The organism is Pseudoalteromonas sp. NH0006-46 (genome assembly GCF_057547735.1).
On the sequence record NZ_BAAJML010000001.1, the window covers coordinates 182443 to 195325 of the forward strand.

Annotated in this window: 12 protein-coding genes; 10 read left to right on the forward strand and 2 right to left on the reverse strand. The window is 36.5% G+C overall.

Annotation, left to right across the window (positions count from 1 at the left end):
- The first annotated feature begins 1 nt into the window (after position 1).
- The 6 genes from AC27I2_RS00745 to AC27I2_RS00770 all read left to right on the forward strand — a co-directional run bounded on the left by AC27I2_RS00745 (position 2) and on the right by AC27I2_RS00770 (position 5530).
- Positions 2–1177, forward strand: coding sequence for a glycosyltransferase family 4 protein (locus AC27I2_RS00745; RefSeq protein ID WP_487203246.1), 1176 nt, complete (start codon positions 2–4; stop codon positions 1175–1177).
- A 3-nt stretch (positions 1178–1180) separates the two neighbouring features.
- Positions 1181–1693 carry an acyltransferase gene (locus tag AC27I2_RS00750; RefSeq protein ID WP_487203247.1) on the forward strand — a complete coding sequence of 171 codons (513 nt, stop codon included), beginning with the start codon at positions 1181–1183 and terminating at the stop codon, positions 1691–1693.
- Positions 1694–1701: 8 nt separating this feature from the next.
- Positions 1702–2604: a glycosyltransferase gene (locus AC27I2_RS00755; RefSeq protein WP_487203248.1), complete on the forward strand. Its 903-nt coding sequence runs from the start codon at positions 1702–1704 to the stop codon at positions 2602–2604.
- Between the two features lie 182 nt (positions 2605–2786).
- Entirely contained in the window at positions 2787–4007 is a 1221-nt protein-coding gene (locus AC27I2_RS00760; RefSeq protein WP_487203249.1) for a hypothetical protein, read from the forward strand.
- Between the two features lie 11 nt (positions 4008–4018).
- The gene (locus AC27I2_RS00765; RefSeq protein ID WP_487203250.1) at positions 4019–4786 is read left to right on the forward strand and encodes a TauD/TfdA family dioxygenase; all 768 of its coding nucleotides are present in this window, start codon (positions 4019–4021) and stop codon (positions 4784–4786) included.
- A 15-nt stretch (positions 4787–4801) separates the two neighbouring features.
- On the forward strand, positions 4802–5530 hold the full coding sequence (locus AC27I2_RS00770) for a WbqC family protein (protein WP_487203251.1): 729 nt from the start codon (positions 4802–4804) through the stop codon (positions 5528–5530).
- A 39-nt stretch (positions 5531–5569) separates the two neighbouring features.
- Here AC27I2_RS00770 and AC27I2_RS00775 read toward each other — a convergent pair whose 3' ends face one another.
- Positions 5570–6439 (reverse strand): phytanoyl-CoA dioxygenase family protein, encoded by an 870-nt coding sequence (locus AC27I2_RS00775; RefSeq protein WP_487203252.1) that lies wholly within the window; start codon positions 6437–6439, stop codon positions 5570–5572.
- Positions 6440–6626: 187 nt separating this feature from the next.
- On the opposite strand from AC27I2_RS00775, the gene AC27I2_RS00780 reads away from it, so the two are divergent.
- Both AC27I2_RS00780 and galU read left to right on the forward strand, forming a co-directional pair.
- The gene (locus AC27I2_RS00780; protein ID WP_487203253.1) at positions 6627–7793 is read left to right on the forward strand and encodes a nucleotide sugar dehydrogenase; all 1167 of its coding nucleotides are present in this window, start codon (positions 6627–6629) and stop codon (positions 7791–7793) included.
- A 129-nt stretch (positions 7794–7922) separates the two neighbouring features.
- Positions 7923–8843: a UTP--glucose-1-phosphate uridylyltransferase GalU gene (gene galU, locus AC27I2_RS00785; RefSeq protein ID WP_487203254.1), complete on the forward strand. Its 921-nt coding sequence runs from the start codon at positions 7923–7925 to the stop codon at positions 8841–8843.
- 569 nt (positions 8844–9412) lie between these two features.
- Here the strand turns inward: galU and AC27I2_RS00790 are convergent.
- Entirely contained in the window at positions 9413–10858 is a 1446-nt protein-coding gene (locus tag AC27I2_RS00790; protein WP_487203255.1) for a capsule assembly Wzi family protein, read from the reverse strand.
- Positions 10859–11801: 943 nt separating this feature from the next.
- On the opposite strand from AC27I2_RS00790, the gene AC27I2_RS00795 reads away from it, so the two are divergent.
- Both AC27I2_RS00795 and AC27I2_RS00800 read left to right on the forward strand, forming a co-directional pair.
- Positions 11802–12275: a redoxin family protein gene (locus tag AC27I2_RS00795; protein ID WP_487203256.1), complete on the forward strand. Its 474-nt coding sequence runs from the start codon at positions 11802–11804 to the stop codon at positions 12273–12275.
- 289 nt (positions 12276–12564) lie between these two features.
- Positions 12565–12855 carry a four helix bundle protein gene (locus tag AC27I2_RS00800; RefSeq protein ID WP_487203590.1) on the forward strand — a complete coding sequence of 97 codons (291 nt, stop codon included), beginning with the start codon at positions 12565–12567 and terminating at the stop codon, positions 12853–12855.
- Positions 12856–12883 lie beyond the last annotated feature (28 nt).

A 12883-nucleotide genomic window follows, 5' to 3' on the forward strand; every position in this document is an offset into this window, starting at 1 on the left:
AATGAAAATAATCGCTTTTGTGGGTGAAACATTTCAAACATACAGTGGGCGATGTTATGCTAAACCTACTTCTGCTGCATTTTTACAAGATGCAATTGGCATGGACAACGTATATGTTTGTTCGCCATCTTATGAAGTAAATACTACGCCTACTGACTTTAGCACAGAGGTGGCAGCAGAGCAGTTTTACTCATTCCCCTCATATAGTTCAACGAAAGAGTTTGCATTAAAAGCAATTTTAGAGCGGGGTTACTTAAAACGCTACCAAAGCACTGCCGATGCGGTTATTAAAAAGCACTCAGGCGAATATTTTTGGATTCGCACCCCTTCTATAGGCAGTATTGTATTTGGCCTTAGGGCGTTGGCTGCGGGGGAAAAAGTAATTCATCACATGTGTGCAGATGCATCAAATACGTGGCGTGATGCAAAATACAGCCTACCTGAAAAGGCCATCGGCTATTTATTGTCTCGATTTATTCGAAGAAAGCTAGCGCAAATTTGCAAAAATAAAAATACAATCAACGTTTGTACAGGCAATGCACTTGAAGAGTTTAGTTTAAAATATTCACCCAAAAATACTCATCAATTTGTCGATGTTATGGCAAAAGAGCCTCAGCTTTTTGTAACTGAAAAGCCAAGGGTATCGAGTTTATCTTTACTTTTTGTTGGCCGGATTGTTGAAGACAAAGGCGTCTTTGATTTAATTCGGGTTGTTTCTGAGTTTTCAGGGCGGGTCAATGTAAAAATTGTAGGCGGAGGCCCTGAATTAGATGCGGCGAAAGGGTTGGTTGCTTCGTTGGCTATGGATGAATATATTGAGTTTACTGGCCAATTACCCCACAGCGAACTGAGTCAGCTTTATAGTCAATGTGATGCAGTCGTAGTCCCTTCTAATAATTATTATGAGGGTTTCCCGAGAGTTATTATGGAGGGGTGGTCTTATCACAAGCCTGTGATTGTTGCAAATGTTGGTGGTGTTAGAGCATTTGTAATAAATGAAGTCAATGGCTTAATTTTTTCACCTGGTGATCAGGCTCAATTAAAAGCCCATATTGACACTTTGTTATCAGATGATGCTTTGTATGAAAAAATACAAGCAGGCGCCAAAAATATGTCAGAAAAATCCATCCAATCTTACTGGGTTAATGTTTTACGTACCCTTTTATCGAGCCAATGATATATGAAACATAAACTTTTATTACTTTATGCTTGGTGGGTGAGAGCAATGTTACTTTTACTGCCTGATATTCCATTTATTATGAGGTTTAGAGGAAAGCTTTATAGCTTAGCAATGCCAAAAGCTGGTAAGGACTTTCAGGTTTCTGCTTCTACGATTATTAGGAACCTTGAAAAATTAAGCGTTGGGAATAATGTATATCTAGCACCATTTGTTGTTATAAACGCTATTGAGTCGGTCAAATTGAATGATGAGGTTATGATTGGCTTTAGTAGCGTAATTGTATCTGGAAACCATACTCGTTTAAATGGCTCTTTTAGGTATGGTAAGTCAAAAGCCAGTCCTGTAGAAGTTGGCTCTGGTTGCTGGATTGGAGCAAATTGCACTTTAGTTGCGGGGTCTAATTTGCCTACAGGATCTTTATTGGCTGCTAATTCTATTCTTTCTAAAGCTTATATTGAATCTGATATGGTTTATGGTGGGGTACCTGCTAAACCTATTTCCAACATTACTTAGATTTTTAAATGACTTCTTTTGTCCAAAATATAAAAGTGAGCGTCGCTGTGTTGACGTTTAATCATGAAAAGTTTATTGCTCAAGCGATTGACTCTATTTTAATGCAGAATGTTAGTTTTGATTATGAAATAGTGATTCATGATGATGCCTCTAGTGATTCAACAGTAGCAATTATTAAGCAGTATCAATTGCAGTACCCTGATAAAATTAAGCTTATATTGCAACATGAAAACCAATATAGCCAAAGTAAAGCATTATATGATTTAGTATTACCCTCGTGCACTGGTGAATATATAGCTATTTGTGAAGGCGACGACTATTGGGGGGATGAAAATAAACTGGCTATTCAAGCTCAGTATTTAGATGAACACCCCACTGTTTTCATTTCAGGACATGACGCTAAAATTATTGATGAAAACAATCAGGTTAAATCACATAGTAAACTTCCTAAGCAGTATCAACGAGACTTTAGTGCTTTAGACATGCAAAAAGGACTTGCTTGGTTGCTAACAGGAACGTGGCTTTTTAGAAATAAGCCATTTCCAAAAGCGTTAGAACGTGGGCGCGTTATTAACGGTGATGCTTTTTTACTTATTTTACTTGGCCAATTTGGAGGTAGTCATCACCATGCCGATATTAAGCCTGCCTATTATCGCGTCCATAGCCAAGGAGTTTGGTCGTCTCGCTCTAAAAAGCAGCAGCAATTAGCTACGCTAAATACTTTTTATTGGGCATATCATTATTATGGAAGGGTTCAAAATGTAGCGTTGGCCACTTACTTTGAGGCTAAACTTTTTTCACTTTCTTTAAGGTACGCTTCGTTTATATTAGTTCTAAAAGAGCTTTTGACTCGTTTGACTTTGATTAGGCTTACAAAAGCACTGTGGGCAAAGATTAAGCGGTTTTTTTGAATTGTTACAATAATGTTTATTTAATCCGAAAAAGTAAATGCTATGTATCTGCAGAAGAGTAACTCAACCATAATTAGTGCGTCAGATTAGCAGTTGTTTTCCCTTAGCTGTTTATATTTTATCTTTTTTAAGCTTAAAGCGTGTTATATAATTTTGTTATAACAATTAATTTTTTGGCAATAATGTTTAATAATTTAGAAACATCTTTAAATGACCACGCTGCTGCGAAGTTAGAATATTTTCAGGAGTGGATGTTTGATTCTCCCTTAATTATCTCTAACGATAAGTTTAATGAAACCAATAAGTTGCATAGCGCTTTTTATAAGTTAATTACCTACTTTGTAAATAACTATGCAAAATATGCCCATTTAATGCCCCTAAGTGCCGATGCTTTAAAAGTTCTTAGCTGCTGGCAGCACAAACCATTCCTCCCGGGTACGTTTAGGACAGACTTTGTTTTTGATAGTGAAAATAGGTTTAGGCCGATTGAAATTACTTGTAGGTTTGCGCTTAATGGTTTTTTTATAAATAAGGTATTTGAGCTACATGCACAGTGTAGCAAGGCAAATATTGATGAAGATGATATGCATAAACCTTATGATGATTTTTTGCCTTATATTAGCGCGAAAATTCAACGCAAAGGTCGTATCCTTTTATTGAAAGATTCAGAAGATCGTAATGAATCCAAATTCTTTTTACCTGTTTTTGAACAAGCATCATTACCGATCGAAGTTAGGACCGTTTCAGAAATTAATCAAAAGTACGACGACTTAAAAGATTTTTTTATAATTAATGAGTTTAGTATTAACGAGCTCTTAGCTCTTGACCATGAGGTGCATAAAGCTTTAGCGGAATCAGATATTTTAAATGATTTTAGGACTATTTTTTTAGTTCATGATAAGCGCTTTTTTAGTGTGATTTGTGATGAGACCCTGCAGAAAAATGCTTTGAACGACGAAGAACTTTCTTTTTTTGAGTCGGTGGTCATACCCACTTTTGGTTACACCCAATCTAAGAATGTTTGGTGTAGAGCTAAATCAGATAAAAACAATTGGATTTTAAAACATCGTGCTTTAGGTAAAAGTGAGGCTGTTTTTGCAGGTGTTGTTACTTCACAGAGTGATTGGGAAATGTTATTTGAGCGTGAGGACATTCATGAATTTGTGCTTCAACAATGGATTGAACAAAGTACTGTTAGTGGAAATATTAAAGAAAATTGTTATGACGACTATATAACGGGTACTTTGCTATTTTATGATCAGTATAACTTTGGTTTTGCTGACTTTAGGACGTCCTCTTTCCCTGTTAGTAATAAAGTTGACCACAGAAAATTTGCTAGCATAACTTTGAATAAGTTTGCAGAGCAAAAATATAATAAACTTAAAAATATAAAGGTATTTTAATGAGTAGGATTGTGGCTTCTGAATACGTTCACTTAGAAGAGTTAGCTGATAAAATAAGGCACGAAATCAATAGTATTGGCTATGTTATTGTTCAGCATTTATATAAAGATAAAGTAAATATAGATGAACTGAAAACAGCTTTATTGAATCTGTGTGGTGCTGTTGGGACTGTTACTTCTCATAATAGCCATAACACGCCTATTTGGGATATTAAGTCAAGGCAAAGTGAAAGTGTAGTAAACACTTTCTCTGAGCATGCTGATGAAGCTGAATTACATACTGACTCTCAATACAGTGAAAGGCCTGAAGATCACTTTGCTTTATATTGCGTAGAAAAAGCATTATGCAAGGGGGGGGAGTCTTTCTTTCTTAAAGTTGAAGATATTGTTAATGATTTAAATGATTCTGTTGAAGGGCGTGAGGTTATAAGTTTTCTGAAGGATAGCAAATACCCCTATATAGTTCCTGATGTCTTTAAAATAAATTTGCAAGGCCCTCCAGAGTTTACATTTGGGTACATATTAAAAGATGGTAAAATGCGTTTTCGCCTTGATGCAATTGAAAGAGCATTAGCCATAGACCCAACATTATGTACAAAAAAACAAGTAGATATTTTTAAATTTCTTAAAAATACTATTTTTGATTCTAAAAAAGTTATATATACCTACCTAGAAAATAATGAATGTTTGTTTATTAACAACAAAACAATGTTACATGGCAGAACTAAATTTGTTGACCCAAACCGGCATTTGCTGCGAATTAGGTTTAATAATAAATAATTCAGAGGTACTGTTTTGAGTAATAAACTTGCAATTATGCAGCCTTACTTTTTTCCATATCTAGGCTATTTTCAGTTAATAGATAAGGTTGATAAATTTGTTTTATATGGCAATGTTACTTTTAGAAAAAAGAGCTTCATAACGCGAAATACATTAGTAGATAATGCTGATAGGCAAGAAGATATAAGAGTGTTTGTCAAAAAAGCATCTTCTAACTCACGTATCATAGATATTGAGTTAGTAGATTCGCAATGGAAAAATAAGCTAGTGAGGCAAGTTAGAAATATATACTCCAAAGCTCCGTATTTTGAAGAATGTTTTGAATACTTGGAGCAGTTAATTTTGACTCGTTCAAATAATTTACATGAATATAATTCTGAAATAATTATTGGTTTGTGTGACTTTTTACAAATCACAACCCCCATTTTGATTGAAAAAAAAGATTTAAAGCTTATTGAAGATAACTTAAATCAAAGTTTTGATTTACCAGTCTCTACCCAAAGGGTCATTGGTTTATGTGATTATTATGATTGTGTCACTTATTGTAACCCTGAAGGGGGGGCTGAGCTTTATAGTAAGCCCACATTTAGTAAGCACAATTTAGAGCTATTATTTTTTAGAGCTGGCTTAGATGATATTCATGCAATTCGGGGAGAGCATAAGTATACCTCTATCATTGATGTACTCATGCATTGCGGGGCTGAAAATACGCGAAAATATATCAAGTCAGGTAGCTTTTTTTGATTAGTTCATTGCTTAGCTTTATAAGCTAAGTAATAAAATTTAAATTACTTTTTTTCCATCTTTCCAAAGAAGAGGAAAGATATCAGGGTCATGATAATCAGGGTTGCCATGGCTGTCTTTTTTGCAAAGCTCATCGTAGCTTATTTTTATTTTTTCACCATTTTGTTTGAAAGCTGGCTGATAATGGTTTGCTTTACCTTGGAAGTGGACCGCTAATGCCAATCTATTTTTATTACTGACATTAGGGGTACTACAATGAATAGTATCGCAATGGTGAAAACTTACTTGACCTGCTTTAATTGTCATCAATTTTTTTTCTACAGGGTACCCAAGCTCTGAAGCTTTAGCATGTAACTCTTTTAAGTCAGTTTTGTTAAATCCAAATAGGGATTTTAATTCTTGGCTATGCTGCCAGTGATTGCTTTTGCTAATTAATTCAAGCGGCCCCATCTCAACTGTTACATCTTGTAAAGGTATCCAGGCTGTTAATAGTTGATTAGAAGAGCATGTTGGCCAGTAAGCTTTGTCTGTATGCCACCCTACAATTCCCTTACTATTTTTGAGTTGTGGCTTTTTGTTTATTAAAGAATCAGCAAATAAACGTACTTCTGTAGTATCAAGTAAGTTTGCTACTCGAGACAATACACTGGGATGAAAAGCTAAATCGGCGAATGCTTTTTTTTGAAGAGTAACCAACTCGTTATTTCTTAATGCTGAATTGTTATCTTCTGGATCATTAGCGATTGGTGCTGTTGTGTTTAATTTAAAATCAACTTTACCTTGGTAAAATTCATTAATTGAATTTTTTGCATTGTTAATTAGTTTTTCAGGAAGTATTTTGTCGCTGACGTACCAGCCCATTTCGGTAAATGCTTTAAAGTCTATATCTGAACAGTATTCTGTAGCCAAATTAACCTCTTGAATAGTAAAATTGTTTATGGATTAAGTTTAACATTATTTTTATCAATCTTTAGAGGTGTTTTATTGTATTTCTTACTGTGATAATAATAACCGATATGTATAATAGATGATATTTATGACTCTTAATTTATATGAAGTTAATGAGTTTCATTTTTTATTTTAAATGGATGATAAAATGAAGATTGCCGTGGTTGGTACAGGCTATGTAGGTCTTTCAAATGCTATGCTTTTATCGCAACATAACGAAGTGGTTGCACTTGATATTGACGAGCAAAAAATAGCATTACTCAATAATAAACAATCGCCTATTGTTGATACTGAAATTAGCGAATTTTTAACGCGCAGTGAATTAAATTTTACAGCCACTACCGACAAAGTAGCCGCTTATAAAAATGCTGATTACGTAATTATAGCAACGCCAACTGATTACGATGTTGAAAATAATTACTTTAATACCAGCTCGGTTGAAGCCGTAATTAAAGATGCTATGGCGCATAACCCTGATGCAGTTATGGTGATTAAGTCGACTATACCTGTTGGCTTTACAGCTGATATTAAAAAGCAGTTGAATGCTGAAAACTTAATATTTTCCCCTGAGTTTTTACGTGAAGGCAAAGCCCTTTACGATAACTTACACCCGTCACGCATTGTTGTAGGCGAGCAAAGTGAGCGCGCTACTGTATTTGCAAACTTACTTAAGCAAGGTGCTATTAAGCAAGATGTTGAAGTGCTATTTACTGACTCAACTGAAGCTGAAGCCATTAAGTTATTTTCTAACACTTACCTAGCTATGCGCGTTGCGTATTTTAATGAGCTTGATAGCTACGCAGAAGCACACGGTTTAAACAGCAAGCAAATTATACAAGGCGTTGGGTTAGACCCACGTATTGGTAACCATTATAACAACCCGTCGTTTGGGTATGGCGGCTACTGCTTACCAAAAGACACTAAGCAACTTCGTGCTAACTACCAAGACGTACCAAACAATATTATTGGCGCAATTGTAGATGCAAACACAACCCGAAAAGACTTTATTGCTAAGTCTATTTTAAAGCACAATCCTAAAGTAGTGGGCGTATACCGCTTGGTAATGAAAACGGGATCTGATAACTTCAGAGCGTCGTCTATTCAAGGCATTATGAAGCGCATTAAAGCCAAAGGTGTTGAGGTTGTTGTGTTTGAACCTGTGCTTAAAGAAAGTGAATTTTATAATTCACGTGTGATTAAAGACTTAAATGAGTTTAAGCAAATATCTGACGTTGTGGTTTCTAACCGAATGGTTGAGGAGCTAAGCGATATTGCAGATAAAGTATATACGCGTGATTTATTTGGTAGTGATTAATTAAATAACAGCTGTTTGTTCAGTGACCTAACCCCGATAAGTTTGTTCGGGGTTTTATCTCGTTCATCCCTCATCTACATTTAATCTGTTAGTTTAAAAATAATTAATTTAAAAAATAAAGGACTACTCATGAAAGCTGTAATTCCTGTTGCTGGCCTTGGCACGCGAATGCTACCCATGACCAAAGCAATCCCTAAAGAAATGCTCCCAATTGTTGATAAGCCACTTATTCAGTACATTGTTAATGAATGTGTAGCTGCAGGCATTAAAGAGGTTGTATTAGTTACCCATAGCTCTAAAAACGCGATTGAAAACCATTTTGATACCAGTTACGAGCTTGAAGCAACACTTGAAAAACGTGTTAAACGTACACTGCTTGAAGAAGTGCGTTCTATTTGTCCAAGTGATGTAACCATTATGCATGTTCGCCAAGGTGAGGCTAAAGGCTTAGGGCATGCTATTTTGTGTGCAAAGCCTATTGTAGGGAGTGACGATTTTGTAGTTGTGCTACCCGATGTAATACTTGATGCTTACACAGCAAACCAAAAAACAGAAAACCTAGCCGCTATGATTGCACGTTTTAATGAGACTCAAGCAAGCCAAATTATGCTTGAGCCTGTGGCTATTGATGATGTAAGTAAGTACGGTATTGCCGATATTAATGGTGTGCAGTTAGCTCCTGGCGAAAGCGCTAAAATTAAAACTATGGTTGAAAAGCCGGATGTTGATGTTGCGCCTTCAAACCTTGCTGTAGTTGGCCGTTATGTATTAAGTAAAAATATATGGCCATTATTGGCAAAAACACCTGTGGGTGCTGGTGGCGAAATACAATTAACCGACTCGATTGATGCGTTAATGGCGCAAGAAACGGTTGAGGCATTTCATATGAGTGGCCTCGCGCACGACTGTGGCGACAAGCTAGGCTATTTAAAGGCGATTGTTGAATATGGTATGCGTGATGAAAAGCTGGGTAAAGAATTTGCACAGCATTTAAATACATTAGTTAATGGTGAAAGCACACCAACACCTAACAATGTGGTTAATTTGTAAAAATAACTTTAGTTATTTTGAAATTATAAAACCGTGTTTAATTTAAACACGGTTTTTTTGTTTTTTAGACAAGTTTTGTATTTGGTTAATAAAGTGAATAAAACATTATTATCACCACAGAGAAGACAAGGAGCAGTGCAGGAGAAGTCATTTTAAAGAAAGTGTATTGTATTGCGCTCTTTTCAGTGTAGCGCGCAGCGCCTCGGTGGTAGAAATTGTTTTGTGGTTAGGTTTGTACCTGATTTATAAAGTAAATAAAAATATTATTATCACCACAGAGAAGACATGGGGAAGTAAAGGAGAAGATACTAGAAAATAGTATGTTCCTTCTGTATAGCGCGCAGCGCCTCAGTGTTCTCGGTGGTAATTAAACATTTAAAGTTACCCACACGTAGGCGTGAAGCTTGCTCACGCGAAAATTGTTAATAAAATATGTGTATACTAAACCCGCCAGCAAGCAACGCGCCTACAAAAACAAGTTTGGGTACTCTGCTGGTATTTAGGAAGTATAGTTTTGGATAGGTATTATATCGCTTTTGAAAGCGCGAAATAGACTCGCGCTTTCGAATTTAAAAGTTAGCGGAGAAAGCGATTCTTGAAAATGCTTCGCCATACACATCTTTACCTAGGTAAAGCTCAGCGCCTAGGCTTTTAGCGCCCCAAATAGGTTTGTTTAATTTACGTGTATAAGCTGTTTGGAGTTCGTAACTTGTATTGTAACCATCTCGTTTATTTGTAAGGCCACGTAACGTTGTATTTAAGCCCTCTTTAACGCTAAGTTGCCAATGCCAGTTAATACTCATCGATTTTGCTGGGGTATAGTCTGTATAGCTGTGCTCGTCTCCACCCCAGTGGCCAATTACGTTACCAGAGTTGCGATTTCCATCTTGGTATATACTATTTGCATACCAGCCTAACTGCCAATTACTGTGTTCAAAACGTAGGCTGTGATTGTTTGCAATAAAGGGAAAATAAAGCCCAAAACTATAAGCGTTATTACGTGAACCGCCACCAAGTGTATCTTCAAGCGCAACTTCACCATAAAGCTCATACGGTAGGTCAAATAGGCTGTTATTGTATTCAAAAGTAATTGAACCTAACTGATCGCCAAGTTCAAAGTTTGCATCAACCTCTTCGGCATCAGCACGTGTTATATTATCTTTTCCGCTAGGGTCAAAAAAACCTTCGGCAAAACCTTTTAATGTTACGCTGCGCGGACCACCACCAAATTGCATTAAGCGACTTAAACCAATAGTTAAATTATCGGTAGCAGCAAAGCTGGTATGAAAGCCAAATAAATAAGGTTTACCTGGTTTGTATTCACGAGTAACTCCTTTCTGTTTTGTCCCTTCTAAAATTCCACGCTGCTCGGTCATTTTACTAATAAACATATCGTACCGAATGTTAAAGTTAGTTATTGGTTCAACATTACTTATGGTAAGTGACGGCGTTGTTTTAGCGTGTGTGCTCAATAGCATGGCGCTGTCGTTAAAAGGCGAATACCAATGTTCTCGGTAGCCTATATCGAGCTGTGCGTATTTATTACCGAGGTAAATAAAACTTTGGGTTGGGAGTATTTCGTTTTCGTTTGCAATGCCTGCCACGCTTACACCAAAGTAACGGCCAAAGTTAGCGTAAGCGCCACCTTCAACAATTAAGTTAGTTTTAGTTGTTTGCCCACGTTGGTTGGGTAGTGTTTTGTTTTTTGTACCAGCAGCAAGGGTTGCTTTAGCAAATGTGCCTGCATCACTTTGTATATACGGGCTTATTTGGTACGACAGAGTTTGGTAAAGCTCTGGGTAACTATGCCTAATGGTTTGCAGTACGTTGTATATATCGTGCGCTTTATAAGGTCTGCTCATAATGTGGGTATTTTTACTTACTGCTAAAAGGCGCTCTACATTATGCTCTAACTCTGGTGCTTGGTTTAAAGGTAAATATGGCGATACGCCTCCCTTTGCTAAAGCGTTTGCACTTAATGCTAATGCTATAAGTAACGATGTTTTTTTGAGCATAATTATTCCGTTTGCCAATTTTTATAGTAAGTAAATACGTTAATGCGAGGTTAGCAATAAATACGTTAGTAAGAAAGAAAAAAGCGTTTATAGGAAGTGGTTTTAAGTTGCTAGTTATAAGGTTGAAGTTTCTAGATATTATTTGGCAATTATAGATGTTAGTTTTCAGTTTAAGTTGGCGGCAGTTATCAGGATAGCCATTAAGGTTTGTATTGATGAGCGTTATTTACAAAAGTGACTTATTCACCACAGAGAAGACAAGGAGCAGTGCAGCAGTAGACACTAGAAAATAGTATGTTTCCTCAGTGTAGCGCGCAGCGCATCAGTGCGCTCGGTGGTAGAAATTGTTTTGTGGTTAAACTTTTTACCTAAATGGTAAAGTAAATAAAATATTATTATCACCACAGAGAAGATAAGGAGCAGTGCAGGGAAATTGATTTTAATACCAATTCATTGTATTAAGCTCTTCTCAGTGTAGCGCGCAGCGCTTCGGTGCGCTCGGTGGTCAAATTTGTTTTGTAACTTGGGCGCCGTACCTAGTTGATAAAGTGAATAAGACATTATTATCACCACAGAGAAGACAAGGAGCAGTGCAGGAGAAGTGATTTTAAAACCAATCAACCGTTGCGCTCTTCTCAGTGTAGCGCGCAGCGCTTCGGTGCTCTCGGTGGTAATTAAATCCCTAAATTATCTTAACGTAGGGGTGAAGCTTGCTTGCGCAAAAGGTTGTTAATGTGACCATATGTAAATTAAACGCGCTAGCAAGCAAGGCCCCTACAGTAAATTAGCCGCTGTACAGTGTGTAAATGAGCATTCCAACTCGTATTTTAATTTATATTGTGTAAAAAATTTGTATTTATGCTTTTAATAATAAAGCTGCGCCTATTAGCAAAGTCCACTATGCTATGGGCTATTCGTTATTTATATTTTTTAAGGATTCATCATGATTGAGCAAGGCCAAAACTTACCAGAGGTTACACTTACGCAGCTGACAAGCGAAGGTATGCAAACGCTAACTAATAAAGAGTTGTTTGATGGCAAAAAAGTGGTTTTATTTGCTGTGCCTGGGGCGTTTACGCCAACGTGTTCAAATGCGCATTTACCTGAATTTATTACGCTTGCCGATAAAATTAAAGCAAAAGGGGTTGATGCTATTTATTGTGTGTCGGTTAACGATGCATTTGTAATGAAAGCATGGGGCGACTCGCAAAACGCTGAAGAAATTTTAATGCTGGCCGATGGTGATGCAAGCTTTACCAAAGCACTTGGGCTTGAAAAAGACACCGCAGGCTTTGGTGGTATTCGCTCTTCACGTTACGCAATGATTGTAGATAACGCGGTTGTTACTGGGCTATTTGTAGAAGCAGGTAAAGAGTTTACAGTAAGCCGCGCAGAGCATGTTTTAGAAAAGCTTTAAGGCTGCATTTAGTTGCCAGTTTTTAGTTATCAGTTATTAGAAGTCAGTTGTCAGTTGTCAGTGGTTAGTGGTTAGTGGTTAGTGGCTAATTATCAGATAGAAGTTTTTAGATATTAGTGATTAGATGTCAGTTATTAATAAATTTTAGATTTATTTTAGGCGAATTTAGTTAGCTATTTGTTATTTATATATTTAAAACTAAGCTAGTAAAAATGTTATGAACAAAAGTAAGACTAATGAATTTTGAAATTTAGATGTATGGAAACGATCTGCACGTCTCAGTGTAGATATTTACAGGTTTACAGCAGATATAAAAGACTATGGGTTTAGAGATCAATTAACACGCTCAGGCCTTTCAGTACCCAGTAATATCGCAGAAGGTGTGTGTAGAGAAAGTTATAAAGAGAAAAGTAGATTTATAGATATAGCTAGGGCTTCTCTTGCAGAAGCTAGAACGCAGATATACATAGGCACAGAAATAGGTTACCTAAATAAGTCAACAAGCCAACAATGGATAACAGAAACAAAAGAATTAGCTGCCATGTTAACAAGCCTTAAAAATAAGTTTGATAACAGTTAACCTTAGAGTGTTTAGCTATTCATTCTTC